The sequence below is a fragment of the Corynebacterium sp. HMSC11D10 genome, assembly GCF_001806995.1.
GTDB classification, from domain to species: domain Bacteria; phylum Actinomycetota; class Actinomycetes; order Mycobacteriales; family Mycobacteriaceae; genus Corynebacterium; species Corynebacterium coyleae.
Genome location: NZ_KV787088.1, coordinates 16,854 through 43,558 on the forward strand (window position 1 = coordinate 16,854; position 26,705 = coordinate 43,558).

The window sequence follows — 26,705 nt, forward strand, 5'->3', positions numbered from 1 at the left end:
TCCTGCAAAATTAACAACAGATCTTGTCTGAAGTTTTCCACGGGCGATGTTACAGCATCACCCCGTGGGCGGGCAAGGGGTTACTTCGCGGCGTGGATGCGCTCGTCGAGCTTCTTCAACTGGTCGAAGATCTCCTGCGGGATGCGGGAGCCGAGGCTCTCGAGGTAACGGCGGGAATCCGCGACGTCTTCCTTCCACAGCTCCGGATCGGCGGTGAGTGCCTCGCGGACGTCCTCGATCGGGGTGTCCAGGCCGTCGAGGTCCAGGTCCTCGGCGCGGGCGGTGTAGCCAACGACGGACTCTTCGGCCTCGACGTTGCCCTCAATGCGGTCGATGACCCACTTGAGCACACGGGAGTTCTCGCCGAAGCCCGGCCACAGGAAGCGGCCGTCTTCGCCGCGGCGGAACCAGTTGACCAGGAAGATCGACGGCATGCGGTCGCCGCCCTTCTTACCCATGTCGAGCCAGTGCTGGAAGTAGTCGCCCACGTTGTAGCCCATGAACGGCAGCATCGCCATCGGGTCGTGGCGCAGGGAGCCGACGTTCGCCTCGGCAGAGGCTGCGGTCTGGCCGGAGGAGAGCATCGCGCCGATCATGGTGCCATGCTCCCAGTCGTGCGCCTGGGTGACCAGCGGGACGGTGTCGGGGCGGCGGCCACCGAAGAGGATGGCATCGATCTTCACACCCTGCCAGTCCTCGAACTCCGGCGCTGCGGTCGGGCACTGCTCGATGGCCACGCAGTAGCGGGAGTTCGGGTGGGCGGCCTTGCTGGTGGAGTCCGGGTTCCAGTCTTCGCCGCGCCAGTCGATCAGGTGCGCCGGCTTTTCGCCGTCCATGCCTTCCCACCAGACGTCGCCGTCGTCGGTAAGAGCGACGTTGGTGAACAGCACATTGCCCGGCTCCATGCTCTTCATGGCGATCGGGTTGGAGGCGAAGTTCGTGCCAGGGGCGACGCCGAAGAAACCGTTCTCCGGGTTGACGGCGTAGAGGCCGTCTTCGCGCAGCTTCATCCACGCAATGTCGTCGCCAACAACCTCGGCCTCCCAGCCCGGCAGGGTCGGGGTGAGCATGGCCAGGTTGGTCTTGCCGCAAGCGGACGGGAATGCAGCGGCAACGTGGTACTTCTTGCCCTCCGGGTTGGTGAGCTTCAGGATGAGCATGTGCTCAGCCATCCAGCCCTCTTCCTTCCCCATCACAGATGCGATGCGCAGGGCGTAGCACTTCTTGGCCAAGATGGCGTTGCCGCCGTAGCCGGAGCCGTAGGACCAGATTTCCTTGGTCTCTGGGAACTGGGAAATGTACTTAGTGTCGTTGCACGGCCAGGCCACGTCTTCCTGACCCGGCTCGAGCGGGGCGCCAACGGAGTGGAGGCAGTGGACGAAGTTGTCACCCTGGATCTTGTCCAGCGCCTGGGTGCCCATGCGGGTCATGATGCGCATGGACATAACCACGTAAGCGGAGTCGGTGAGCTGCACGCCGAGCTTCGGGTCCGGGTCGGAGATCGGGCCCATGCAGAACGGGACAACGTACATGGTGCGGCCACGCATGGATCCGGCGAAGTGCTCGAGCATTTCTTCCTTGAGCGCTTCGGGCTTCATCCAGTTGTTGGTCGGGCCGGCATCTTCTTCGTTTTCGGTGGCGATGAAGGTGCGGGACTCGACGCGGGCGACGTCGGAGGGGTTGGAGCGCGCCAGGTAGGAGTTGGGGCGCTTTTCCTCATTGAGTTTGATGAGCGTGCCGGCGGTGACGAGTTCGTCGGCCAGGCGGTTCCATTCCTCGTCGGAGCCGTCTGCGAAGACCACCTTCTCCGGCTCGAACAGGTCGACGGCTTCGTTAATCCAGTCGATGAGGTGTTCGTTGTCGGTGGGGGCTTGGCCCTCCAGGCGCTTAACTTCGGCGGTCATGTGCACTCCTTGTGTAACTGGTTATTGCCAGTGCGTGGCGCACGGCAACCCCAATAATCGTTGCGTTTTGCCCCAAGAGTATCGAAATGTGTGTTCTTCAAGCCAAACCTTGGGCACTTCCACAGCATAGTGGATATAACCAGTACGCCCGAGCACTCATAACACTTTGGGCGGGGGTAACGCGCTACCCCCGACAGGGGTGCATGCGTATCGACGACACGGGGGTGACAACCCGGCCCCTCACCCCTCGCCGGGACACTTGCGTTTGACCTGTTCATATGGACAATAAACACGATGAATAATTCTGAAAACACGCGGTCGGGCACGGGCGAGTTGCCCGCTGGCCGCCCATTGCAAACTGATTTTGAAACCGGTCTGGACTACCCGCGCCTGGGCTCCGTGACCTTTCGCCGCGGCACGCTGACCGACAATCAGGAGGCTCTGTTCAACGAGCACTGGCCGCGCCTGGGCAAGGTGCTGGCGGAGGGCTCGGACGAGCGCATTGATATCGACGACTGGTTTGGCCGCACCGGCCACCCCACCATCGTGGAGATCGGCTCCGGCACCGGCACGTCCACCGCGGCGATGGCTCCGCTGGAGGCGGACACCAACGTGGTTGCCGTGGAGCTGTACAAGCCGGGTCTGGCGAAGTTGCTGGGCGCGGTGGTGCGCGGCGACATCGATAACATTCGCATGGTGCGCGGCGACGGCGTGGAGGTCCTGGCCCGCATGTTTGGCGAGGAATCCCTGGACGGCGTGCGCATCTTCTTCCCGGACCCGTGGCCGAAGGCGCGCCACCACAAGCGCCGCATCATCCAGTCCGGCACCCTCAACCTCATCGCTACGCGCCTGAAGCCGGGCGGCGTGCTGCACGTGGCCACGGACCACGCCGGTTACGCCGAGTGGATCGACGAGCTGGTCAATGTGGAGCCGATGCTGGAGTACAAGGGCTGGCCGTGGGACGAGGCGCCGATGCTGACGGACCGCCAGGTGATCACCAAGTTCGAAGGCAAGGGTCTGGACAAGGATCACGTGATCCGCGAGTACCTGTGGGAGAAGAAGTAATGGACCTGCAGGCAATGACCCACCCCTACACCCCGGGCGCGCCGGCCGGTCCGGAGAGCTACCTGCTGGTGTGGGACGCCCCGAACCTGGACATGGGCCTCGGCGCGATCCTGGGTGGCCGCCCGACCGCGGCGCACCGCCCGCGTTTCGACGCCATCGGTCGCTGGCTCATCGACCTTGCCGCCGACCGCTCCGACGAACTCGGCTACGAGGTCGAGCCGGAAGCCACCGTGTTCACCAACGTCTCCCCCGCCGGCGCAGACTCGATCCGTCCGTGGGTGGAAGCGCTGCGCAACGTCGGTTTCGCCGTCTTTGCTAAGCCGAAGAGCGAGGAAGACTCGGATGTGGACGGTGACATGATCGACCACATAGAGCGTCGTCGAGAAGAAGGCGTGCTCCAAGGCGTTGTCGTCGCATCCGCAGACGGGCAGAACTTCCAAGAGCTCCTGCACGAACTTATCGACGACAACGTCCCCGTCACCGTCCTCGGCTTCCACGAACACGCCTCCTGGGCCGTGAACTCCCCGGACGTCACCTTCGTGGACCTCGAAGACATCCCGGGCGTGTTCCAAAACCCGCTGCCGCGCGTCCACCTGGACAAACTGCCGGACGAGGGCGCCTGGCTGCAGCCGTTCCGCCCGCTCAAGGCGCTTTTGCACAACCCGAAAGACTAGGAGCCCGCCGTGTTTTACAAGTGGGGCCACTTCGCCTACCGCCACCGCCGCATCATCCCGGTCATCGTCATCGCGCTGATCCTGCTGATGCAAGTGCTGTTCGGATCCAAACTTGCCGACCGCCTCTCCCAGGAAGGCTGGGAGGACCCGGGCGCAGATTCGACGACGGCGGCGCAGATCGAATACGACACGTTCGGCCGCGACAACTCCGGCGATGTGATCCTGCTGGTGACGGCGCCGGATGGGGTGGACAGGCCGGAGGTCGTCGATAAGGTGAATGCGCAGTTGGGGGAGCTGAAGGCGCAGCACCCTGACCAGATCGCGCACATCACCAGTTACTTCGAGCGGCCCAACCCGCAACTGGTCAACGCCGATCACACCAAGGCGTTCGCCGCGATCGGGCTGAAGGGCGACGGCGAGCAGACGCTGAAGGACTTCCGCACCATCCAGCCCGCGCTCGAGGCGCTGGAGGTCCCTGGCGGCACCGCCCAGATCGCCGGCGCCACTGCCGTGGCCGACGCGTTGGACACCGGCATGGCCGACGACATCGCGCGCGCCGAAAAGATCGGCCTGGTGTTCGTTGCCATCATCCTGCTGTTTGTGTTCGGCGGCGTGGTGGCCGCTGCGATGCCGTTGATCGTGGGCATCCTGTCCATCATCGGCTCACTGTCGCTGCTGGCGGTGCTGGCGCAGTTCCAGCAGGTCAACATCTTCTCCCAGTCGATCATTACGCTGCTCGGCCTGGGCCTGGCCATCGACTACGGGCTGTTCATGGTGTCGCGCTTCCGCGAGGAACTCGACCGCGGCCTGGACACCGAAGAGGCCGTCGCCGTGACCACCAACACGGCCGGCAAGACGGTGTTCTTCTCCGCCCTCATGGTCGGCGTCGCGCTGTCGGGCCTGCTCATGTTCCCGCAGGCGTTCCTCAAGTCGGTTGCCTACGGTGCGATCAGCGCGGTGGTGCTCGCCGCGGTGATTTCGGTGGCGGTGCTGCCGGCGCTGTTCAGCATGCTGGGCACCAAGATCGATTTCCTGTCCGTGCGTCGTCGCAAAGAGCGCAGCATGGAAGATACGGTCTGGTACAAAATCCCCGCATGGGCCATGCGCCACGCCCGCCCGGTCGTCGTCGGGGTGACGGCGCTGCTCATCGCCCTGACGGTGCCAATCGTCGGCATCGCCTTCGGTGGCATCAACGAAACCTACCTGCCGCCCAACCAGGTCACCCGCCAAGCGCAGGACGAGTTCAACGAAGAGTTCCCCGCCTTCCGCACCGACCCGGTGAAACTCGTGGTCCAGGGCGCCGACAACGCGCAGCTCGGCCAGATCGTCATGCAGACCCGCGCCATCGACGGCTTCACCCGCCCGCTCAAGCCCGACTACCCCACCGAAGGCGACATCACGGTGCTGTCGGCGCCGCTTGCGGATCGTGACGGCGGCGCGGACGTGGTCAAACAACTGCGCAACATTGAAGCGCCGGAGGGCGTGACCACCTACGTCGGCGGCACCCCCGCCATGGAAGTCGAATCCATCGAAGCGCTGCTGGAGCGCCTGCCGTGGATGGGCGTTTACATGGTGCTCGCGACGTTCCTGCTCATGGCGCTCGTGTTCGGGTCGTTGATCCTGCCGGCGAAGGCCGTGATCATGAACATCCTCGGCATCGGCGCGACGCTCGGCTTCCTCACCGCCGTGTTCGTCGACGGGCTCGGCGCAGGGGTGCTCAACTTCACGCCGGGCCCGCTGATGAGCCCGATCCTGGTGCTCATCGTCGCCATCCTCTACGGCCTATCCACCGACTACGAGGTGTTCCTGGTCTCCCGCATGGTGGAGGCCCGCCAGGACGGCGCACGTACCGACGACGCCATCAAGGACGGCACCGCCCATACCGGTGGGATTATCACCGCTGCGGCCGCCATCATGATCGTGGTCGCCGCCGCGTTCGCCCTGTCGGACATTGTGATGATGAAGTACATCGCCTACGGCATGATCTTCTCGCTCGCCCTCGACGCGACAATCATCCGCCTGCTGCTCGTGCCCGGCGTGATGCACCTGCTGCGCGAGGACAACTGGTGGGCGCCACGCTGGGTCAAACGTGCCGCGGGTGCACTCGGCGAGGGCTCTGGCGTATCGACGACACCACCCACCGAAACCCCCATCGAGCACATGGTCGTTGACACCCTGCCCGGCCGCGCCGGCGTCTCCGTCGAAGAGGACGCGACGCTGGTGCCGTTTAGCGAACTCATGCGCGACATCGAGCAGCGCCGCGCCCTCGAGCAGCTGAAGAAGAAAGAACTTGAACGCTAGGACCTGGCTGCGCTGGCTCGCCCCGGTCGTTCTGGTCGTGGTGGTGCTGGTCGTGCTTCGCGACCAGATGCCGTTCTTCGGCGACGCCTGGCGCGCCGTCCGGTCTGCTTCGCCGCTGCCGCTGTTGGGCACGGTGGTCACCGCCTTGCTGGCGTTGGTGGCGATGGCCGGGGTGATGCAGATCCTGCTCAACGTCGAAGGGCGCATCACGGGGGTGGCGGGCACCAACGCGATCGTGTTCGCCTCCAACGCGTGGTCCACCACCGTGCCGGGCGGACCGGCACTATCGGCGTGGCTGACGTACCGGGTGCACCGCTCGTGGGGCGCGTCGACGGGCCTGTGCGGGTGGTTCTTCGTCGTCTCCGGTGCGCTGTCTACGGTGTGGCTGGTGCTCATCGGCATCGTTGCCGTGGTGCTGCTGGGTGCCGACCTGTCTGTGACGTCGCTCGTGCTGTCGCTGGTGGCGGCCGCGCTGACCATCGCCGCAGTGTTCTGGGCGACGCTCAACCCCGCGGTGCTCAAGCGCTGGGTGCGGTTTCTGCCCTCGCGCGTGCACGAGCGCGCTGTGTCCGTGATCGACCAGGTCTCCGCCATCCGCATCTCCGCCCCAGCCTTCGCAGGTGCGGCCGGGCTGTCGCTGTGTAACCGGCTGCTGGACCTTGCGACGATGGTGTGTGCGGTGTGGGCGGTGGGGTCGTCGTCAAGTATTTCGCTGTCGGGGATTTGCTTGGCGTTCATCATGACCAAACTCGCGGGATCCGCCCAGGTCACGCCTGGCGGCTTGGGCACGGTGGAGCCCGTTGCGGTGGGCATGCTCGTCGCCGGGGGGCTCTCGCTTGCCGACGCCACCGCCGCTACCGTCATCTACCGCGCCATCTCCTTCGCACTCGTGACCGCCATCGGCTGGATCGTCTATTCCGCCGTCTACCTGGGACGTGTGGATAAACCAACGGCATAATCGCGAGTTATCCACAGGGGTGTTGCGCAAGTTTGGCCGGCACTTTAGGTTGAAGTGCATGACCTCATTTACTGCTCTCGTGGACACGCTAGCCAGCGCCGTTGATGCGCTCGCCGGTTTCGACGAGCAGTACGCCCTCCAGGCAGGCCTCGACCCGGCGCAGGTGTCCGCGTGGGCGGGGCTGCGCGAGGTGTACTTCGGCCGCACCGCCTACACCCGCAAACAGGCCGTGGCGCTGGAGCGGGCGCGGGGGTTCTCGCTGCACCAGTTGGTGGCCATCGAGCGCCGCCTGAAGCGCCTGCCAGTCAACGAGCGTTGGGCGCCGCGGCTGGCGCTGCTCGAGGTGCGCGGCGACTACCGGGCGGTACAGAAGGCCGCGCGCGAACTGCTTCCCGACGACGACCACACGCCCGAAGACGCCTTCCGCTTCTCTGCCTCACGCGGTGGGAAGCGGAAGTTCTCCGGCTGCGGCGACGAGCACGTACTGGCTGCGCTGGAACAGCAGTTGCGCTCCGGGCTGGACGCGTCGAAACCTGCGGGCCCGCAGATGTTCGCCCGGTTCGCCGACATGCTCGCCGGGGGTGGCGGGGTGCAGGTGCAGGCGCCGCGCCCGATCGTGGCGGTGCCGGCGGACCAGCACGTGACAATCCTCGCCGACCACGGCGACGACGTCCTGCTCGCACTTTCCGACGGCACCACCATCACCGGCGCCGAATACGTCGCGGCGTTGTTGGGCGAGATGTTCCCGACCGAGGTCGCGCTCGTGCACCCCGAGGCCGGGCCGGTGAACCTGTACCGGACCCAGCGCGTGGCCAACGCGAAGCAACGCGACTTAGCCCGCATGGCCACCCCGATGTGCCCCGTACCCGGATGTCGGGTGGCGGCGGATATGTGCGAGTTCCACCACATCACGGCGTGGTCGCAAGGCGGGCAGACCAACCTGGCCAACCTGGTGCCGCTGTGCAGGTACCACAACCGGGTCAACCACGACGACCCCCGCCACACCAACCGGCGCGGAAGGATCGAACGGATCCGGGGCCGGCCGGTGTGGGTTTCACCGCGCGGGTACCCGGTGTTTAGGCCCGGCGGAATCATGGACGCGCTGTTCGGGCGCTACCATCTGCGAGTATGACGAAACGAATCACACGCCCCACCGCGATCGCGGCCGACTACGTCGCCATCGCGGTATTCGCGCTGCTCGCACGCGCCGCCCACCAATCCGAAACCATGCCGTTCAACTTCACCGGCTGGCTATCCACCCTGTGGCCGTTCGCCCTGGGCGTGACGCTGGGATGGCTGATCGCCCGTGACAACAAGGGCGGCATCATCTGGCCGGTCACCGTGATCACCGGCCTGGTCATCTGGGGCATCCGCAACGGCTCGATCCCCCACTGGTCGTTCATCATCGTGGCGACGACCATGTCCGCGCTGCTCATGCTCGGCTGGCGCGGAATCGCAAAACTCGTGCGCAAATAACAAAACGCACCCGCCAACCAAACGGGTGCGTTTTCGGCGTCCAGGCCTAGAAGCTCGAACCGAAGTTCCAGAGCGGATCACCCGTCTGGATGCCATTGATGAACCAGATGATCATGCTGACAAGGTCGCCGAACAGGTCGAGGGTGGAGGAAAGCATAGAAGAAGGGCCTTTCTTACAGGGGGCTGATGGTGTGCTTCTTAGGAAGGTCGAATTCTTGTTTGGTGGCCAGTTGGCGAAGGGCTCGTCGTAAAGCAATGCGTGTTTGATTGGGCTCGATCATCTGGTCGATGTACCCACGCTCCGCAGCCACGTACGGGGAAGTCATCTCCTGGTCGTAGAAGTCCATGAACATCTTCTTCATGGCCTCGCGCTGATCAGGGTCCTCGATGGCGGCGAGCTGCTTGCCCTGCAGCATCACCACCGCCGCCGCCGAACCCATCACGGCGATCTGGGCGGTGGGCCAGGCGAGGTTGATGTCGCCGTTGAGGTTCTTCGACCCCATCACCGCATACGCGCCGCCGTAGGCCTTGCGTACGACCAGCGTCACCTTGGGCACGGTGGCTTCCACGCCGGCGAAGGCGAACTTCGCGCCACGGTGGATCAGGCCTTCGCGTTCCTGCTCCACGCCGGGCAGGTAGCCGGGAGTGTCCACCACGTAGACGATGGGGATGTTGTAGGCGTCGCAGGTGCGGATGAAGCGCGCACCCTTGTCGGCGGCGTCCGCGTCGATGCAGCCGGCGGCGTACATCGGGTTGTTGGCGACGAAGCCGACTGCCTTGCCGTCGATGCGGCCGAAGGCACAGATGAGGTTTTCGGCGTAGCCGGCTTGGATTTCGACGAGGTCTTCGTCGTCGCCAAGTTGCACGAGCAGATCCATCATGTCGTAGCCGGCGTTGGTGTCGTCGGGCATGAAGGAGTCGAGTGCGGAGTCGTCCAACTCGTCGTCCGCGGGGGCCGCCACGACGGGCGCCGCGTCGAAGGTGGAGGTGGGCAGGTGGGCCAGCAGGTCCTTGACGTAGTCGAAGGCGTCCTCCTCCGTAGCCACGACGGCCTGGATGTTGCCGGCCTGCTCCTGCACGCGCGCACCGCCGAGTTCGGCAGAGGTGATGGCTTCGCCGGTGACCTCGCGGATCACGTTCGGGCCAGTGACATACATCTCGGATTCACCGTCGACGGCGACGACAAAGTCGGTGGTCACCGGGGCGTACACTGCGCCGCCGGCGGACTTGCCCAACATGATGGAGATCTGTGGGACGCGGCCGGACAGCGGCAGTTGGCGCTTGGCAATCTCGGAGTACATGGCCAGCGACGTCACCGCGTCCTGGATGCGGGCGCCGCCGGAGTCCTGAATGCCGATCACGGGACACGAGATCTTGATGGCGAACTCCATGACCTCGGTGACCTTGCGGCCGAACGTCACGCCGACGGAGCCGCCGTAGACGGTTTTGTCGTGGGCGTAGACGGCGACGGGGCGGCCGTCGATGCGCCCGTAGCCGGTGACCACACCGTCGGAGTAGACGGCATCGGGGTCGCCGGGGGTGCGGGCGAGCGCGCCGATTTCGACGAAGGATCCCTCGTCGAGCAGGGCGTCGATGCGTTGGCGCGGGGTAGTGCGGCCGGCGTCGTCGCGACGCTTGCGCGAGCGTTCCGAGCCCGGGTCCTGCGCTTTTTCTAGTCGTTCGCGCAGGTCGGCGAGTTTGTCGGCGGTACTCATCGCTTCCCTTCGATCCATGCGTTCATATGCTTACCGACGATGCCCACCGCCGGCTCGTCCACAACCGCCAAGTGGTCACCGGGCAGGTGGACGATGGTCAAGTCGCTCACGATAGCGCCCCAGCCGCCGTCCTCGTCAATGTGGGCGTAGTTCGGCTCGAGCTGGATGGCGCCGTCGTGCATGCGTTCGGCGCGGAACAGCAACACCGGCACGTCGACGTCGGCCCAGCGGGTGAAGTCGAGGTGGTTGAGGATCTGGTTGTCCACAAACGACGCGCGCTGGTGCTCCAGGACGCCGGCGGCCAGGCCGTGCTCGGAGGCGTCGGTGCTGGCCAGGAACTCGGTGAGCATGGTCAGCAGCGCTTCTTCGCCGGCGGTTTCGAGCAGCTCGTAGGGCACCTCGAAGTCCAGGCCATAGGTCTCCTTGGCAAAGGCGGCGTAGCGGCCCCAACGTGCCTTGGTCTCCTCAAGGGTGTCGGGAATCGGCTCGGACGGCTGGGGGGTGTCCAACAGCGCGATGTAGTCGATCTTGTCGTTGCCCAACTGGGATGCGACCTCGTAGGCCAGGGCGCCACCGAAGGACCAGCCGGCGAGGATGACCTTGCGCTCGCCTGCGATGCGCTCGATGTCCTTGACGTACTCGGCAGCACGCTCCTGCAGGGAGCCCTCCAGGCGTTCGACGCCGTAGACCGGGACGTCCTTATTCAGGCGGCGGGCCAGCGGCGCGTACACCGACGACGACCCGCCCGCCGGGTGGAAAATAAAGACAGGGTTCTTGGCGGCGTCGCCATCTCGGAAGACGCGGATGTTGCCGTCGACCGGGGTCTCCAGACCCTCGCGGACCTTGTTCGCAAGCGGTTCGAGCGTCTCGGCGCCCAGCACATCCTCGGCGGTGACCTCGATGCCGGAGCGCTCGGTCAGGTGCGCGGCGATCTCTCCCGCCTGCTCGTTGCTAATCTGCGGCAACTCCGACGTCACACCAGCAGCCGCCGCACCGGCGTACTTCGCCCAGGCGCCGAACACCATGCGCTCGGAGGCGTCGCGCGGGGCAACGCCGACGCCCTGGGTCTTTTCGGCAGCTGCGGCCGGGTCGCGCGCCTCGTCGTTGACAGCCATCGGCTGAGGCGCATCGGTGCGGCCCGCGACGGCGTCTTCGACGATGCGGATGACATCGGCGACGGAGGCGTCGCGAAGCGTTTGCACCTGCAGCGGCGGGATCTGGAAGTCGTTTTCCACGCGGTTCTTAATGCGCATGCCCATCAGGGAGTCGAGGCCGAGGTCGATCAGCGGCAGCTCGTCGGGCAGGTCCTCGGGGTCGTAGCCCATGGATTCGGACACGATGCCACGCAGGCGCTCGGCGACAGTCTCGCCGGAGGTCGGGTCCCAGCGCACGGCGTCGACATCGTCGTCGGTGTCGGCGACGTCGGCGGACGGGGTGGTGTCGTCGATACGCGTGGGCTCCATGACGCCCTGAACCGGGGCGCGGTCGATGGTGGAGGCAAAACCCTCCGCAACCAGCACGGACCCGTCGTACACCTTGACGGACACGCCGCCGAGCGAGGACGCCACCACGGTGGTCACTTCGCCGTCAGCGGGCAGGTAGCCGTGCTCTTCCGTAGCGACGACACGCGCGCCCTCGGCCACCTCAGCCGCGGCGGCCTCGATGAGTTGGTGCGGGCTGAAGACCTGGTCGGCGGCGGTCGCGAACGCAACCTCGCCGCTCGGCAGCGTCACACGGGAGCCCAAAAGCGATGTGCTTGCCGACGACGGCCTTGCCGGCGTCCAATGATCCACCTGCTTGAACGCCATCTTCGGCGCGTCGATGACCTTGCCTGTGCCGTAGAAGGCGCCGAAGTTCACTGGCATGCCGCCGACGTAGAGCTTCGCGGCGAGGTCCACAAGCGACTCGAGCTCGTCGACCTTGCGCTTGGTGGTGAACAGCAGCTGCGCATCCGGCTGGCCGGCGGCGAACGCGGTGTTCATCATGCCCATCAGTGCAACCGGGTTCGGGGTGATCTCCACAAGCGTGGTGTGGCCGGCGGCAAACGCGGCTTCGGTGGCGTCCTGGAAGTAGACCGGCTGGCGGGTCATGCGCAGGAAGTAGGCGTCGTCGTGGATGGTCTGGCCGGGCTGGTAAACCTCGCCGCGGTCGACGGAGGTAAACAGTGGCACCGTGAGCGGGCGCGGGGTGATGCCTGCGATTTCGCCGGCGAGCTCGCCCATGATCGGGTCAAGCGCGCTGGTGTGGCCGGCGCCGCGCACGTTGAGTTTGCGGGCGAACTTCTCCTCAGCGGTGAGTGCCTCGACGATGTAGTCGACGGCCTTCGACGGCCCGCCGACGGTGGTCATGCCGGGGCCCGCGTAGACGGCTGGCTCAACGCCTGCAGCCTGCTCATGCTTATCGACGAACTCCGCCAGCTCCTCGCGCGACAACTCCACAACCGCCATCGCGCCTTCTTGGTCGGTGCCGGCGATCATTTCTTCACCCTCGCCCATGAGGCGGGCGCGGGCGGTGGCGATGAGGATGCAGTCCTCGTCGGTAAGCCCGCCGGCGCCGTAGGCTGCGGCAATCTCGCCCATGGACATGCCCATGGTGGCGGCCGGGGTGATGCCGGCGGAGGCCAGCAGGTCGGTCTGCGCGATTTGGATGGCGGTGATGGTGACCTGGCCGGTTTCGGTGTCGTAGGTCAGTTCGTCGTTATCAATGATCTCGAGCATCGACCAGCCGGCCTGGAACTTGACCATCTCGTCGAGTTCGCGCATGCGGCGGGCGAACAGCGGCGAGCGGGCGATGAGTTCCTTGGCCATCTTGCGGTGCTGGGAGCCGAAGCCAGAGTAGACGAAGACGGGGCCCATGGGGGTCGGTGCGTCGGCGGATGCGATGCCGGGGCCGATCTTGCCGGCAGCGACCTGGCGCAGGCGCTTGACGGCGTCTTCGGTGGTAGTGGCCTGGACGACGGCGGCGGAGCGGCCGTGGTTGCGCTTGTCCAGGGAGCGCGCCACCGGGATGAGGTCGGTGTCGGGGCGGCCTTCGAGGAAGTCGGCGAGCGCGCCGGCAGCTTCCTTGCGACGAGATGGCAGCAGGCCCGACACCGGCAACGCCGCCGCAGCCACGCCCTCGAAGGAGGGCTCGGTTTCGGGTGCCTGGGTGTCGTAGTCGGCCGGGTCGAAGTCTGCGACGACCACGTGCGCGTTGGTGCCGCCGAAGCCGAAGCCGGACACGCCGGCGATGCGGCGGCCGGAGTAGCGCGGCCACTCGCGCGGGTCCTGGACGACCTCGATGCGCTCGGTGTCGAAGTCGACGTAGCGGTTTGGGGCGGTGAAGTTAATGGACTCCGGAATCGTGTCGTGCTTGAGCGCCTCGATCACCTTGATCAGCGCGACGACGCCGGCGGCGGATTCGGAGTGACCGATGTTGGACTTCGCGGAGCCCAGCAGTAGCGGCGAGCCAGCGTCGCGGCCACGGCCGAGGACCTCGCCGAGTGCGGTGGCCTCGATCGGGTCGCCGAGGATGGTGCCGGTGCCGTGGGCTTCGACCACGTCGACCTGCAGCGGATCCACGCCGGCGTCGTCGTAGGCGCGGCGCAGCACGTCTACCTGGGCGTCCGGGTTGGGGGCGGTCAGGCCGTTGGAGTGGCCGTCGGAGTTGGTGGCCGAGCCCTTGATCACGGCGATGATGTTGTCGCCGTCGGCGATGGCGTCGTCGACACGCTTGAGCACGATGAAGCCTGCGGCGTCGGCGCGGACGATGCCGTCGGCGTCGTCGGAAAACGCGTGGATGCGCCCGGTCGGCGAGATCACGCCCAACTCCGAAAACGCAAGCGAGGCAAACGGGTTGGCCAGGATGTTCACGCCGCCGGCTAGGGCGACGTCGGCTTCGCCGTCGCGAAGCGCGCGCACCGCGTGGTGCACCGACACCAGCGACGAGGAGCAGGCGGTGTCCACGTTCATGGACGGGCCGCGGAAGTCGTAGGCATAAGAGATGCGGTTCGGGATGACCGCGGAGGATGCGCCGGTCAGCGCGTACGGGTGCGCCTCGGCTGGGTCGGCGACGATGAGCATGCCGTAGTCGTTGTTGGACGAGCCAACGAACACGCCGACGGGTTCGCCGCGCAGCTTGCTGGGTGCGAGGCCTGCGTCTTCGAGGGCTTCCCACGCAACTTCGAGCATGATGCGTTGCTGCGGGTCCATGTTTTGGGCCTCGAGTGGGGAGACGCCGAAGAATTCGTGGTCGAAGGAGGCGATGCCGTCCATGTAGCCGCCGTCGGTGTTTTCTTCCGACATTTTGGTGCGGACGACGGGGTCGCCGAGGTATTCATTCCAGCGTGGTGCGGGAAGTGGGCCGGTGGCGGAGCGGCCTTCGATGAGCATTTGCCAGAATTCGGCGTTGTTTTTGGCGCCTGGGAAGCGGCCGGCGGAGCCGATGATGGCAATGTCGTGGGTGCCAGGGGTCGCAGTTGCTTGACGACGACGCCTCACCGGCCCCTCCCCCTTCACCGCCGTCAGCGCCGCGGCGATCGCAGCGACGGTCGGGTACTGGTAGGCGATGGTCGGGTCGACGCGGCGGCCGAGGAGCGTTTCCAGTTCGCCGGAGAGGATCACGGCGTCGCGGGATGCGAGGCCGTAGGTCTCCAGCGGCGTGGTCGGGTCGACGTTATCTACGCCGGTGGCGCGCTCAACCCAGCTGGTGAGCCACTGAATCAGATCATGCTCGTTCATAACAGCTCAGACTATCGCCCACCGGCGGGGTTTTGTTACTGCGTTGCAGCGTGTTCGCGATCGGTGAATCGTTTCGCGTTGACGCGGCGGGCGATCTTGCCTGCCGAGGAGCGTGCGATCTCGCCCGGACCGTAGAACTCGACGACCTCCGGGGCGATGCCGTGCTTGGCGGTGACGGCGGAGCGGATGGCGTCGATGGCGGCTGCGTCGCCGTCGGCGGAGGCGTTGTCGGCGCGTTCGACCATGATGATGAGGCGCTCGACGTCGTCGCCAGGCACTGCGAATGCGGCGACGGAGTCCTTGCGCACGTGGTCGGTGGCCTCCATGACGGTGGCTTCGATGTCCTGCGGGTAGTGGTTGCGTCCCGCCACGACCACGAGGTCCTTGACGCGGCCGGTGATGTACAGGTGGCCGTCGAGCATGGTGCCCAGGTCGCCGGTGGCGCACCAGTTGTCCTTCGGCATGCCGTCCTGGATGGTTTCGCCGATGGTGTTGTGGAACGTCGCGGCGGTCTCTTCCGGGCGGTCGAGGTAGCCGGCGGCGACGTTTTTGCCGTGGACCCAGATTTCGCCGATGGTGCCGTCTTCGACCTCGTTGCGGGTCTCCGGGTCGACGATGGCGAAGTGCATCCAGTTCACCGGCTGGCCGTTCGACGCGGTAGCCACGCCGCCTTCCGCCGGGACGGCCTTGCCCTCTGCGAGTGCGTCGCGGTCGAACTCGATGAACTTCGGGCGCTCATCGGTGCGGTCGGCGGACACCAGCAGGGTGGTCTCGGCCAGGCCGTAGGACGGGCGCAGCACGGAGCGGTCGAGCCCGGAGGCGCTGAACGCGTCGATAAACGCGGTCACGCCCGCGCGGGTAACCGGCTCGGAGCCAATGATGATGCACTCCACGGCGGAGAAGTCGTACTGGTCCGCAGATTCCGGCGCGGCGTAGCGGGCGGCGAGGTCCAGCGCGAAGTTGGGGATCACGGTGTAGACGTGGATGTCGGCGAGGTCGTCGTCGCGACGCGACAGGCGCTCCACCCAACGCTTCGGCTGCTGGATGAAGTCGCGCGGGGCGAAGATCTCAATCTCCTGGCCCAGCACGACGCCGAGCATGGCCACGATCATGCCCATGTCGTGGTGCAGCGGCAGCCAGGTCGGGATGCGCATCGGCGTTTCGAACTTCACCGCGTCGTTGATCTGCAGAACGTCGGTGACCAGCGCCTCGTTGGTGATCATCACGCCTGCCGGGTTGCGGGTGGAGCCGGAGGTGTACTGCAGGAAGCAGATCTGGTTCGCGGTGTCCTCGCCCGGCACCGGCGGGATTGGCTGGTAGGACTCGGCGAGCGTGTCCGGCAGGGAGTCCACGGCGATGACGCGGGGACGCTCGGTGCCGGGCAGGTCGGCGAAGTAGCGGCGCACGGCGGGGGCGGCGGCGGAGTTGGTGAGCACGATCTGGACGCCGGCGTCGCCAAGCACTGCGCGCAGGTGGCCCTCGTGGCCCGGCTCGGTCGGGTCGTACAGCGGCACCGGCACCTGGCCGGCGTAGAGCGCGCCCATGAAGCCGAAGACGTACTCGGCGGAGTTCGGCGCCATCAGCGCGACGCGTGCGCCCGGCTCGCCGACCTGGGCGAGGCGTGCTGCGACGGCCTTGATGCGGGTGTTGACCTCGGAGCGGGTGAACGTTGTTTCCACACCAGCTGGGTCGGTGGAAAAGTCCCACGCGCGGACGTTGATCGCGTCGCCGCCGCCGGCCTGCAGGTGGGCCTGGTGGAGCATTTCGGTGAGGCGGGGCAGGGTGAAGTGTTCTGGCAGGGCGATGTTGCCGTCGGGGCCGATGAATTGGGCGGTCAGTTGCTGAAGGTCCATCGAAAAACTCCTTGTTTTACACCTGTATTCGAGTTACAAACTCTCTACCACGTCACGGACCCAATTGACAGCCCACTCGGGCACTGTCGAGCCCGGAATCACGTCCGGATTTGTGGCATATAGTGCATGATTGCCGTTAGCCGAAATGAGTGCGTTTGCGCGTTCGATCGCGTTGCCTACACCCAGTGGGGCGTCGCAAACGGTGTCGTTCGGCGCGCAGATTTCGTAGGCACGGTCCTCCACGAGACCGAAGCCGCCGGGGCGTGGTCCGGTCATGGTGGCGCCGGGGGTGACGGCGTCGGCGACGCGCTGCAGCGGCTGCAGGACGATCTCCGCGCCGGTGCCGTGCACTTCGGCGCCGGGGTTGATGCCCACGCCGTTTTCTCGGCGTCCGTCGGCGATCATCATCGCGCCGAGCAGACGGTCCGGGTTGATCGGACCCTCGCTATTGCCTATCGACGACGCCACGTCCCCCACAATCACCGCACCCTGCGAAAAGCCCGCAATGATGAACTTTGTCGACGAGCAGGTGCGCGCCACGAAGTCCAGTTCGCCTCGCAGTTTCGCGGTGCCCTCGGCGCGGGAGTCGTCGTAGGTCATCTCGGCGCGGCCGCGGGCGGTTTGGATGTTGCGGAACTGGGCGGTGTACGGGACGGTGAACACGCGCACGTGGTTGATGTCGTACATCTCCTGCAGCGGGCGCGTGATGGACAGCATGAAGCTGGCCGGGTTGGCCTGGGGGTTGAACGGGTCGTCGTCCGCTGCGGATTCCCAGGTGCCCGGTACGGAGATGACTTCGACGGCGGGGCACCAGTCGGGCTCGTCGACACGCTCGGGCGCGCTCGACTCTGGCGGCTTGCTCGCCGACGGCAGGTCGCTGTCGGTGGTGGTGCGCCACTGGTAGATACCTAGGCCGATAAGCGCAAGCACCACAATCACGGCAGCGACGACGACAACGTTGCGCGATCGGCGCATGAAAACTCCTTACACGTGCGGGGTTAGCCGCACAGGTTGGCGCGAGCGGTGTCGCTGAGCAGGGTCGCTACGGTGCCTGCGTCCATGTCGGTGCGGCGCTGTTCGACCAGTTGCCCAGCGACAGCGTCGCGGGTGATCGTATCGTCGTCGCACACGGTAAACCCGGTTGCTGTGAGTTGGTCTTCAAGACCGTCGACGTTCACCCCGTTTTGCCTGAGGTGATCCAGAAACGCCTGCTCCTCCGGCGCGTATGAAGGCACCTGGGTGGGCACGGTTTCCACTTCCCGTGCGGGTTGGTCGCCGGCGCCATTGCGTGACGACGACCCCGGCGCCGCAGCCGACGACGCCGTCGCGGATTCCGTCGCGGACGCGGTACCCGACTCAGTGGCCGAGGTGGCCGTTTCCGTGGCTGAGGTGGCCGCAGTTTCGGTGACGTCCTCGGAGTCCACGGTGGCTCCACCGCAGGCGGTGAGGGCGGCGGTGCAGGTGATCGTCGTCAAGCAAAGGGCGAATTTGCGCATTACTTCTTCCTTACGTTGACCACGCCGTTGACCTGCTCAACCGTGCCGTGCTGGAAGTCGATGGTCAGACCGCCAGCCGGGATCTTCGCCATGTCCTTCACAGGCCAGCCGAGCTCGCCCTGCTCGTAGCCACGCTTGCCCCACTCGTTGAAGATGTCGCCCTTGAGAATCGTGTGGGCGCCGGTGGCAGCGGACCAGTAGATGTTGCCGTGCTCGAACTCCTGGAAGAAGCCGCCCTTGATGGCGATCTCATTGGACTTCGGGTAGCCGAGCTCGGAGGTGGCGGTGCCGATCTCGCCGTACTTCTCGCCGATCGCACCGTGGACGATGTAGTGCTTGCCGTCCGGGTTGCGGGTGAGGTAGCCGCCCTGGAACTTCTGCACGTAGCCGTCGCCGACCTTGTTGGCCTCGGCGACCGGGTACTTCAGGTCGCCGGTCTCGTAGCCGTTGGCACCCCATGCCTTGAACATGTCGCCCGGGATGGCGTAGGCGCCGGTGTTCGCGGTCCAGTAGACGGAGCCGTTTTCGAAGTGGACGAAGCGGCCCTGTCCGTCTGGTGCCTGGAGCTCGCCGGTGGTGGGGAAGCCGAGCCAGCCAGCGGCGCCGCCGAGCGCGTTGTACTTGGCCAGGATTGCGCCGTACAGGGCGTGCGCGCCGGTGTTCGGGGACCAGAACGCAGTACCGCCGCGGAAGTCCTGGGCCTTGCCCTTGCCGTCCTTGCCCGCGTTGTACTCGTCGTTGACACAGGTGCCGATGACGCCGGACTTGGTCTCTTCTGCGATCGCACCGATCGGGTTGCACTTGGAGCCACGGTCAGCCTCCGGCACGTCGAGGGCGTTAGCGATGTACGGCCATGCCTGTGCCATCTCGAACTGCCAGTACTCCCACGAGTGCACGCCGGAGGGGCGGAAGCGCACGATCGGCTTGACGGAGGTACGCGAGGCGTAGTCCACGAACGTCTGGGTGGACAGGCGGGAGATGACCTCCAGGCCCATGCCGGCGGCGTTCGCGCGGCCCTTGGCCACGGATTCGGCGTTGCCGTAGTCGTCGCGGCCCGAACCGGAGGAGACGTACACCGTCATGTCCTTCAGGTTTTCAATGCCCAGCTTCGGGTCGTGGTCGATCCAGTCCTGGGAGCCCAGCGGGCCCCACATGGCCTCGGCGCTGTAGCCGCCGGCATCCAGCTGCGCGGCCTTGATCGCGGACGGCATGCCGGTGGTCGTGGTGTCCAGGTAGCCGGAGAACGAGCCGACGAAGTTAAACAGGTGCGGGTTGCGCTCAGCCAGGTTGACTGCGGCGGTACCACCCATGGACAGGCCGACGACGGCGCGCTTGCCGTTGGAGCGGAACTCGTTGTTCAGCACCGGGACGAGCTCCTTGGTCAGGAACGTCTCCCACTTGTAGTGCTTGCCGTTGTTCTCCCGCTGCCAGTCGGAGTAGAAGGAGGACTCGCCGCCGACCGGGAGGATGACGTTGACGTTCTTGTCGGCGTAGAACTGCTCGATGTTGGTTTCGATGGTCCAGCCGTTTTCGTCGTCACGCGCGCGCAGGCCGTCGAGCGCCCACACTTCCGGGAACTTCGTGGTCGGGTTGGAGTGCCAGTCGCGTGCCAGCAGGATCTGCACCTGGATGAGTTCCTTCGGCATGGCCGCGGACTTGATAAACACGGCTACGCGACGGCTGGTGATCCACTCGATGCGGTCCACCTTCACGCCCTCCGGCAGGCCGGGGATCTCGGGGTTCTTCTCCACCTCGATCGGAGTGCGCTTTGGCGGGTCGGACGGGCGCAGGCCGTCGGAGATGCCGCGGTTCGACGACAGCGACGACAGGTCCGAGGACTGTGCTTGGGCGGTGACTGCGGCCGACGGCGCCAGCGTGAGAGCCAGCGCGGCAGGCAGCAGGGCTGCGGTGAGCCTGGTGGGGGTGATCCGGTTGTCTCGCATGAGTCTCCTACCTCGTCGGGCTACTTGTGTCACAAGAGTATCGCCCTAAATCTTAAGTTTCACTTGAGGGTTTAATCGAGCGCGACACGCGGGGCGTTACTGCAAACACTTCCGCAAACACTTCCATAAACAACAAAAGGCGCGTGCGGATCACATCCGCACGCGCCCTCACCTGGCTGGAAATCCGGGAACTACCAGGCGTTCATCACATTCAGGATGCGCGGCTTGGTGGCCTCGAGCTGGCTGCCAAACTGATCCCAGTTGTGCAGGCCGGTCGGGGTGAACACGGCAGTGTGCTTCACGCCGGTCACGGTGGCCTTGGCGGACCAGGCGCGCGTCGTCGCGTTGGCAACGCCCTCGAGCGCGATGCCGGAGGCGCGGTGCTGCGGCAGGTACTTCTCGTCGGCCGGGCCCGGCACGGCGGAGCCTGCGGAGACATACACGTCCTTGCCGCGCAGGTTGCCCATGTTCAGGAACGGGTCGTTTTCAAAGCGGCGCGGGTTCAGCGAGGAGCCCCACATGGCGTTGACGTTGTACATGCCGCCGTCGAGAAGCGCGGCGCGCAGCGCGGTCTGACCACCCGGGATGGTGGTGGCCAGGTAGCCCGAGTAGGACAGCACCTGACGGAACTGGTTCGGGTGCAGCGCAGCCAGGTTGACCGCGGCGGTGCCACCCATGGACAGGCCGAGGATGGAGTTGTTCGTCGGCGACACGCCGAAGTGCTGCTGCAGGTACGGCGGCAGCTCCTTGGTCAGGAACGTGTCCCACTTGTAGGTCACCGGGTTGTTGAAGTCGTAGGTCGCCGGGGCGTTCCAGTCGGTGTAGAACGACGACTGTCCACCCACTGGCAGCACGAGGGTGATGTTGTGGTTAACAAAGGTGCGTGCCGCGTTGACGTCGTTGAGCCACGCGTTGGTGCGCTCCGTCGCACGCAGGCCGTCGAGCATGTAGAGGCCCGCGTTGCCGCCGCGCTGGGCGGGCTGGATCTGTACCGGGATGTGGCGGTTCATTGCGGCCGACCACACGTTGCAGCGCTGGACCCAGTAGCCGACCCGGTCCCAGGTGCAGCCGGGGCGCAGCCAGTCACGGTTGGCCGCGGCGGCCTGTGGCGCGCTCACGATGGAGATCGCGCTGAGGATCGCGACCAGCACCGCGGTGAGTTTGCGGCGCACGGAGGTTCGAGTGTTCATGCATTCCCCTCGAGACGTGTTTTCAGGCAAAAGACACGTTCACGTTACCAACCCGAAACATAGTCCGCTATTCACTCGGTCGGCCAGGCGATTTGTCGGGTGGGGCTGGTGTGACTGAGGTAGTGCGTGGGGTCGTCGTCAAGCGTGAGCGTGCGGCCCGGGCCCAACGAGTAGCGGACGTTGGCCCAGAAGCGGTCCCAGCTCATGGGTTCGCGGGAGGTGGCCAGCAGGTCGGCGATGTCGTCGCTACGCAATGCTTCGCGCGCGTCCTGCGCTTTTTGCTTATCGACGAACTGCGGCAACTTGTCCAGATCCGCATCCGTGTCCGCCACCTGCCACTCCAGGCCCAGTTCCTTGTCGTGGCCGATGCGCCCGTCCGGCACCCGCGGCATGCGCGCGGCAATCGGGGTGGCCAGGCCGACCGTGTCCAGGATGCGCGTGTTCAGCGGCGAGTTCATGCTGGTCATGCCAAGGTTGACCATGTAGGCGGTCAGCTCCAGATCGCGCTGGTCGGTTGCGTCGGGCTGGCGCTCGCGCACAAACCACTTGTAGCGCGTTGGATCAGAGCTCACGACGGCCAGGCTGATCTGGGCGGCGTCCTCGTCGAGGCCTTGCTCGATGGCCTCGTTCCAGTCCCCCATGAGTTTCGAGCCGAGGAAGTCTTCGGCGTACAGGGGTGGGTCGCCGGCGTCGCGGCCGACGGCCATGGTCCAGAAGTCGCGCTCGTCGACAATGCCGAGTTCCTTTTCGCCGTTGTTGTACGGCTCCCAGTCGATGGGATGCGCGCGCAGGACGATCACGCTGGCCCACACGACAAGCGCGGTGCCCACTGATGCGGTCACCTTGGTGTACGGCACCGCCATCACTGGCAGCAGCAGCGCGAACAGGGGCAGCAGCCACATGCGGCCGTGCATGAAGTCGCCGCCGACGCGCAGTACGTACAGCATGTGCGCGAGTGCAACGCCGGTGGTCAAACACACAATTGCTAATCGACGCCCCCTCGCACCCCACAACAACCACACCCCCACCGCGGCAGCGCCGACGATGGGCATGGCCAGCCAGTAGTAGCCGAAGAAGTCTGCGAAGTACTCCCAGCCGCGGGCCCATTCGGAGCCGCTGGCGGACTTGGCCACCGCGGTGTGCGGGGTGATCAGGCCGTAGTAGCCCATGCGGAACAGTTGGTAGCCGGCGGGAACCGGCAGCGCTACGGCGAGGATGCCTAGCGTTTTGCGGGGGCTAAACGCGATGAGCATGATGCCTGCCACCCCGCCGTAGAGCGCGAGTTCGGGGCGGACCAGCCAGGACAGGCCGGACCAGAACGCGAGGAAGTAGCCGGCGTAGGGCGCGCGGCGCTTGACCGGGTCCTCGGCCCAGGCGACGAGTGCCGCCCACCAGATGGCGATCCACAGCAGCGACATGCCCCACTCGAGCCCGGAGGTGGCAAAGTCGCGCGCGGGCGGCAGCGCAATATAGATGATGATGCCGAACGGGATGACGGGGCCGACCCTGCCCCAGAACTTGCCGGAGGCGTACGCGGCGGTAGCGGCGGCTGCGGCGGTGCACAGCAGCGCCAGCCACATGGCGATGCTTTCCAGGCGCGCATCCGTGAGCCACCCGAACAGCGTGATCAGGTACTGCCACAGGGTGGAGGTGTTGGCCTCGACGCGCTCGCCGGCGTTGAACACGGGACCGTTGCCGGCCAGCAGGTTGCGCACGGTGCGCAGGACGATCAGGCCGTCGTCGGACATCCAGCGGCGGGTCCAACCGCCCCAGAATGCGGCAACGCCCGCCACCACGGCTGCGGCGAGCGCGGAGATACGGGCGTTTTTGGTCATTGCGCAGATGTTACTGCGTTTCTGCCTACCAACCTAAGTTTGGTACGACATAGACGGCCATGACGATGCAGAAGATCCAAGCTGCGGCGAGAAGCTGCAGCACTCGGTCCTCGAGGGCGATCTCGTCGGGTGCACCACCCTGACCACCGTCGACCACGGAGGCGTAGCGCAGGATCGCGATCACGAACGGCACCATGGACACCTGGTACCAGATGGCGGCGGTGCCCTCGACGGAGTTGGAAAGCTGGAAGCCCCACAGTGCGTAGGACATGACCACGGCGGTGGCGGACAGGGTCCAGACGAAGCGCAGGTAGGTTTCGGTGTAGCCCTGCAGCGAGCGGCGGATCTCCGCGCCGGTTTCCTTGACCAGCAGCAGTTCTGCATAGCGCTTGCCGGAAGCCATGAACAAGGAACCGAACGCGGCGACCAGCAGGAACCACTGCGACAGCTCGATGTCGGCAGCGACACCGCCGGCCATGGTGCGCAGCATGAAGCCGGAGGACACCAGGGCGATGTCAATCACCGGGATGTGCTTCCAGCCGAAGCAGTAGCCCAGCTGCAGCGCAATATAAATACCGATGACCCAGGCCAGTGCAGCGCCGTCGGTGGCCAGCAGCGACAGGCCAAGCGCTGCGGCGATGAGCACCGCCGCCATGATGTATGCCAGGTTGATCGGCAGCATGCCGGAGGCGATCGGGCGGAAACGCTTCGTCGGGTGGCGGCGGTCCGATTCGACGTCGCGGGCGTCGTTGATCAGGTAGATCGAGGACGCACCGAAGCAAAACACGATGAACGCCAGCAGGATGTCCACCACGGTGTGGCGGGTGAACGCTTCCGCGCCGGCAGCCAACGGTGCCGCCAGCACGAGGACGTTTTTCACCCACTGCTTGGGGCGCAGCCCCTTGATCATCGCGTCGACGAGGTTCTTCGGTGGGGTTTTCTTCATCACCTGGTCCACACCTGAGGTGTGGGGTTCAGACTTCAGCAGCGGCTCGTCGATAGGTTCTTGCGTGTGTGCCACTTAAATCCTCTTCTCCGCTTCAATCACGGCCTTCGCCGTCCCTGCGCCGAGCAGTGCGCCGGCGAGGGTGTCGGTCGGGTAATGGACGCCGAGCACGTTACGCGACAGCATCATTACGGGCACCAGCAGCCACGGCCACTTCTTTCCGGTGATGTTGGCCAGGTGCGCGGCGGCGGCACCCGTGTTCGCAGCGTGCGAGGACGGGAACGACAGTTGGGAGGGCGTTCCCACTCCGATCTTCACCCGCGGGTCGTTCGGGCGTGGGCGTCGCACGATGCGTTTGAGCACCACGGTTGCGGCGTGCGCGGCGAAGGTGCCAACGCCCAGTGCGAGCCACTTTGAGCGCCGTTGCTTATCGACGTCCCCGATGCTCGTTGCGATGGCGCCAGCCATCGCAACGCCTAGCCAGCCCAGGTCGTGCTCACCGAAGTATGAGAGCACACGGGCGCCTTTGGCGGTGGCGGGAGAATACAGCGCGTCCTGGATGGCGACGAGCAGGTCTGTTTCCTTACTGGGCATCGAACACCTTCCCCCAGTTGTCGTGGCTGGTGAGGTCTTCGCGCGCGTCACGGTAGATGCGCTTGAGTTCCGGCCAGCGCTGCTTGATGTCGGCGCGCAGCTGCTTTTGCTCTTCAACAAGTTTGTCGGCGAGGGCCTTGTCGCGCTTGCGGAAGGCCACGCCGGTGCCGCCGGCGGTGGACACGGTTGCCGAGTCCACGCGTGCCAGGGTGTACCAGCGGGCTTCCTCCGCGGTGAGGTTCAGCTGCGGGGCATCCCAGTGGGCGCGGTCTTCGTCCTTACGCAGGTGCAGCAGCGCCTTGACGGCCCACGGGATCTTCTTCACCTTGGCCAGGCGGCCGCCCATTTTGTTGGTCGGCACACCCGGCGCGCCGGTGGGTGCGGGCAGTTCGGTCGCGGACGGCAGGACCTGCGCGTCGGAGTACTCGCTGCGGATCTTCTGGATGCGCGGCAACGAGGATTCGAGGATGTCGAAGAGTTGGTCCGGGCCCTTCAGGAAGTCACGCATTGCCTCGTTTTGGATGGCGATGGTGGAGTACTCCATGCAGAAGTAGTGCTTCGCCGTGGACTTCTGCATGTTCTTCAGCATCGCCTCGGGGTTGTCCGGTCCGTAGATGGAGGCGACGATGAGGCGGTTGCGCATGTGGAAGTAGGCCTGCCAGTCGATGGCGTCGTCCTTGTCGGCCCAGGCCATGTGCCAGATGGCAACGCCCGGCCAGGTGACGGTTGGGAAGCCCGCTTCCTTGGCGCGCAGGGCGTACTCGTTGTCGTCCCACTTAATAAACAGGGGCAGCGGCAGGCCCATCTTCTCTGCGACGACGCGCGGGAACAGGTTCATCCACCAGCCGTTGTAGTCCACGTCGATGCGGCGGTGCAGCGGGCGCGAGGTGGTCTTACGCGGATCCAGATCCTCTTCCTCAGTGCCCACGTAGCCGAGTGGGTACTTGGCAAAGTCGTGGTCGTACACGGCGTGCTTGGCGGCGGAGAACATGAAGATGTTCGGGTCGACGGTCTCGCCGGTTGTGCGCAGCTGGCTCCGGTCCTGCAGGTTGAGCATCTGGCCGCCGACCAGGATCGGCTGCTTGGCGTAGCGTGCGGCCTGCACGGAGCGCACGATGGAGTCCGGCTCGATGGCGATGTCGTCGTCCATGTACAGGATGAACGGAGCGTCGGTGCTGTTGAGCGCCTCGTACATGATGCGCGAGTAGCCGCCGGAGCCGCCCAGGTTGCCCTGGTGGAAAATTTGCAGTTTGCCACCGAGATTCTTCTCCGCTTCGGCGAAGTCCGGCTCGTCCGCCGGGTGCTGGTTGCCCTGGTCGGGCATGAGCACATTGCTAATCGACGCCTCCACGTACGGGTCCTCAGCCAACGCATGCAACGCGTTGACCGCATCCCGGGGACGGTTAAACGTGGGGATGCCAACGGCGACCTGTTTGGGTTGGGGTGGGACCACGGTGCCGTCGTCAAGCACTTGCTCTTGCGGCTCCTGCGGGGAGCACCACGCCGCATCGCTGATGCGCGTGTCCTCCTCGGCGGTGATGTCGAACCACAGCCAGCCGCCGTCCTCGAAATTGCCCAGCTTCAACGGGATCTCCGTGTAGCCGGTCGCGTCCACGTTGGTCACGCTGATGCGGGTGCCGTCGTACTTCGAGCGGTACACCGAAATCGTCGCGCGGCCTTGAACCGTCATCGCCAGGACGACGGTGTCCAGCTGCGACCAGCGGCGCCAGTAGCTCGCCGGGAACGCATTGAAATAGGTCTCGAAGGAAACCTCGTTGCCCGCCGGAACCTCAAAACTCGTCCGGTCCGACCAGCGCAGGCGCTGCTTGTTCTGCTCCTGCTCGATCAGGTACAGCATACGCACGTCGTGCGGCTCGCCCTTCTTCGGCATCAGCACACGCGCAAGCGTGTCCACCGCGAGGTTGTTGCTCGTTTCCACAGCTCTCACTTTCTATTGTGGGCAGTCGGAGTTAAGCGTAATCGCTGGGCGCCGAATCTCCCGCTGTGGCTCGCGGGGTGTCGGCCGATGTCGGCGCC

The 26,705-nt window shown here is 65.7% G+C and carries 18 protein-coding genes; 6 read left to right on the forward strand and 12 right to left on the reverse strand.

Annotated elements, in window-relative coordinates; genetic code table 11:
- Positions 1 to 80 precede the first annotated feature (80 nt).
- On the reverse strand, positions 81 to 1,904 hold the full coding sequence (locus tag HMPREF3120_RS10585) for a phosphoenolpyruvate carboxykinase (GTP) (protein WP_070453240.1): 1,824 nt from the start codon (positions 1,902 to 1,904) through the stop codon (positions 81 to 83).
- Between the two features lie 294 nt (positions 1,905 to 2,198).
- Here HMPREF3120_RS10585 and trmB point away from each other — a divergent pair, with 294 nt between their 5' ends.
- From trmB to HMPREF3120_RS10615, 6 genes are read left to right on the forward strand one after another with little or no spacing between them, the layout of a single operon-like run.
- Positions 2,199 to 2,969, forward strand: coding sequence for a tRNA (guanosine(46)-N7)-methyltransferase TrmB (gene trmB / locus HMPREF3120_RS10590; protein WP_070453243.1), 771 nt, complete (start codon positions 2,199 to 2,201; stop codon positions 2,967 to 2,969).
- Complete coding sequence (locus HMPREF3120_RS10595) at positions 2,969 to 3,643, forward strand: NYN domain-containing protein (protein ID WP_070453248.1); 675 nt, start codon at positions 2,969 to 2,971, stop codon at positions 3,641 to 3,643. Before trmB ends, HMPREF3120_RS10595 begins: the two co-directional genes overlap by 1 nt.
- Before the next feature lie 9 nt (positions 3,644 to 3,652).
- A complete protein-coding gene (locus tag HMPREF3120_RS10600; protein WP_070453251.1) occupies positions 3,653 to 5,944 on the forward strand; it encodes an MMPL family transporter in 2,292 nt (763 codons plus the stop codon).
- A complete protein-coding gene (locus HMPREF3120_RS10605) occupies positions 5,934 to 6,902 on the forward strand; it encodes a lysylphosphatidylglycerol synthase transmembrane domain-containing protein (protein WP_070453254.1) in 969 nt (322 codons plus the stop codon). Before HMPREF3120_RS10600 ends, HMPREF3120_RS10605 begins: the two co-directional genes overlap by 11 nt.
- 58 nt (positions 6,903 to 6,960) lie before the next feature.
- Positions 6,961 to 8,034, forward strand: a complete 1,074-nt coding sequence (locus HMPREF3120_RS10610) for an HNH endonuclease signature motif containing protein (RefSeq protein ID WP_070453257.1) — start codon at positions 6,961 to 6,963, stop codon at positions 8,032 to 8,034.
- Positions 8,031 to 8,378: a DUF3054 domain-containing protein gene (locus HMPREF3120_RS10615; protein WP_246815477.1), complete on the forward strand. Its 348-nt coding sequence runs from the start codon at positions 8,031 to 8,033 to the stop codon at positions 8,376 to 8,378. Before HMPREF3120_RS10610 ends, HMPREF3120_RS10615 begins: the two co-directional genes overlap by 4 nt.
- 173 nt (positions 8,379 to 8,551) lie before the next feature.
- On the opposite strand, the gene HMPREF3120_RS10620 is transcribed toward HMPREF3120_RS10615, so the two are convergent.
- The 11 genes from HMPREF3120_RS10620 to HMPREF3120_RS10670 all read right to left on the reverse strand — a co-directional run bounded on the left by HMPREF3120_RS10620 (position 8,552) and on the right by HMPREF3120_RS10670 (position 26,607).
- The gene (locus tag HMPREF3120_RS10620) at positions 8,552 to 10,093 is read right to left on the reverse strand and encodes an acyl-CoA carboxylase subunit beta (protein WP_070453260.1); all 1,542 of its coding nucleotides are present in this window, start codon (positions 10,091 to 10,093) and stop codon (positions 8,552 to 8,554) included.
- Entirely contained in the window at positions 10,090 to 14,811 is a 4,722-nt protein-coding gene (pks13, locus tag HMPREF3120_RS10625; RefSeq protein ID WP_070453263.1) for a polyketide synthase Pks13, read from the reverse strand. The genes HMPREF3120_RS10620 and pks13 overlap by 4 nt, the downstream gene beginning before the upstream one ends.
- Positions 14,812 to 14,846: 35 nt before the next feature.
- A complete protein-coding gene (locus HMPREF3120_RS10630) occupies positions 14,847 to 16,664 on the reverse strand; it encodes a FadD32-like long-chain-fatty-acid--AMP ligase (RefSeq protein WP_070453266.1) in 1,818 nt (605 codons plus the stop codon).
- Positions 16,665 to 16,697: 33 nt separating this feature from the next.
- The gene (locus HMPREF3120_RS10635; RefSeq protein ID WP_070453269.1) at positions 16,698 to 17,639 is read right to left on the reverse strand and encodes a cutinase family protein; all 942 of its coding nucleotides are present in this window, start codon (positions 17,637 to 17,639) and stop codon (positions 16,698 to 16,700) included.
- Between the two features lie 23 nt (positions 17,640 to 17,662).
- On the reverse strand, positions 17,663 to 18,160 hold the full coding sequence (locus HMPREF3120_RS10640) for a hypothetical protein (RefSeq protein ID WP_070453272.1): 498 nt from the start codon (positions 18,158 to 18,160) through the stop codon (positions 17,663 to 17,665).
- On the reverse strand, positions 18,160 to 20,103 hold the full coding sequence (locus tag HMPREF3120_RS10645) for an alpha/beta hydrolase-fold protein (protein ID WP_070453275.1): 1,944 nt from the start codon (positions 20,101 to 20,103) through the stop codon (positions 18,160 to 18,162). Before HMPREF3120_RS10645 ends, HMPREF3120_RS10640 begins: the two co-directional genes overlap by 1 nt.
- Before the next feature lie 191 nt (positions 20,104 to 20,294).
- Positions 20,295 to 21,293, reverse strand: coding sequence for an alpha/beta hydrolase (locus tag HMPREF3120_RS10650; RefSeq protein WP_070453278.1), 999 nt, complete (start codon positions 21,291 to 21,293; stop codon positions 20,295 to 20,297).
- 71 nt (positions 21,294 to 21,364) lie between these two features.
- Positions 21,365 to 23,128 carry an arabinofuranosyltransferase AftB family protein gene (locus HMPREF3120_RS10655; protein ID WP_070453280.1) on the reverse strand — a complete coding sequence of 588 codons (1,764 nt, stop codon included), beginning with the start codon at positions 23,126 to 23,128 and terminating at the stop codon, positions 21,365 to 21,367.
- Positions 23,129 to 23,153: 25 nt separating this feature from the next.
- Positions 23,154 to 24,149 (reverse strand): decaprenyl-phosphate phosphoribosyltransferase, encoded by a 996-nt coding sequence (locus HMPREF3120_RS10660; protein ID WP_070423325.1) that lies wholly within the window; start codon positions 24,147 to 24,149, stop codon positions 23,154 to 23,156.
- Positions 24,150 to 24,668, reverse strand: coding sequence for a phosphatase PAP2 family protein (locus HMPREF3120_RS10665; RefSeq protein ID WP_070423326.1), 519 nt, complete (start codon positions 24,666 to 24,668; stop codon positions 24,150 to 24,152).
- Entirely contained in the window at positions 24,658 to 26,607 is a 1,950-nt protein-coding gene (locus HMPREF3120_RS10670) for a glycosyltransferase (RefSeq protein ID WP_141739435.1), read from the reverse strand. The genes HMPREF3120_RS10665 and HMPREF3120_RS10670 overlap by 11 nt, the downstream gene beginning before the upstream one ends.
- Between the last annotated feature and the right edge of the window lie 98 nt (positions 26,608 to 26,705).

Excerpts from the sequence above, each read along its gene's own strand:
- HMPREF3120_RS10585 (WP_070453240.1), bottom strand. The coding sequence starts at position 1,904 with ATGACCGCCGAAGTTAAGCGCCTGGAGGGCCAAGCCCCCACCGACAAC.
- trmB (WP_070453243.1), top strand. The coding sequence starts at position 2,199 with ATGAATAATTCTGAAAACACGCGGTCGGGCACGGGCGAGTTGCCCGCT.
- HMPREF3120_RS10595 (WP_070453248.1), top strand. The coding sequence starts at position 2,969 with ATGGACCTGCAGGCAATGACCCACCCCTACACCCCGGGCGCGCCGGCC.
- HMPREF3120_RS10610 (WP_070453257.1), top strand. The coding sequence starts at position 6,961 with ATGACCTCATTTACTGCTCTCGTGGACACGCTAGCCAGCGCCGTTGAT.
- HMPREF3120_RS10615 (WP_246815477.1), top strand. The coding sequence starts at position 8,031 with ATGACGAAACGAATCACACGCCCCACCGCGATCGCGGCCGACTACGTC.
- HMPREF3120_RS10620 (WP_070453260.1), bottom strand. The coding sequence starts at position 10,093 with ATGAGTACCGCCGACAAACTCGCCGACCTGCGCGAACGACTAGAAAAA.
- pks13 (WP_070453263.1), bottom strand. The coding sequence starts at position 14,811 with ATGAACGAGCATGATCTGATTCAGTGGCTCACCAGCTGGGTTGAGCGC.
- HMPREF3120_RS10630 (WP_070453266.1), bottom strand. The coding sequence starts at position 16,664 with ATGGACCTTCAGCAACTGACCGCCCAATTCATCGGCCCCGACGGCAAC.
- HMPREF3120_RS10635 (WP_070453269.1), bottom strand. The coding sequence starts at position 17,639 with ATGCGCCGATCGCGCAACGTTGTCGTCGTCGCTGCCGTGATTGTGGTG.
- HMPREF3120_RS10640 (WP_070453272.1), bottom strand. The coding sequence starts at position 18,160 with ATGCGCAAATTCGCCCTTTGCTTGACGACGATCACCTGCACCGCCGCC.
- HMPREF3120_RS10645 (WP_070453275.1), bottom strand. The coding sequence starts at position 20,103 with ATGCGAGACAACCGGATCACCCCCACCAGGCTCACCGCAGCCCTGCTG.
- HMPREF3120_RS10650 (WP_070453278.1), bottom strand. The coding sequence starts at position 21,293 with ATGAACACTCGAACCTCCGTGCGCCGCAAACTCACCGCGGTGCTGGTC.
- HMPREF3120_RS10655 (WP_070453280.1), bottom strand. The coding sequence starts at position 23,128 with ATGACCAAAAACGCCCGTATCTCCGCGCTCGCCGCAGCCGTGGTGGCG.
- HMPREF3120_RS10665 (WP_070423326.1), bottom strand. The coding sequence starts at position 24,668 with ATGCCCAGTAAGGAAACAGACCTGCTCGTCGCCATCCAGGACGCGCTG.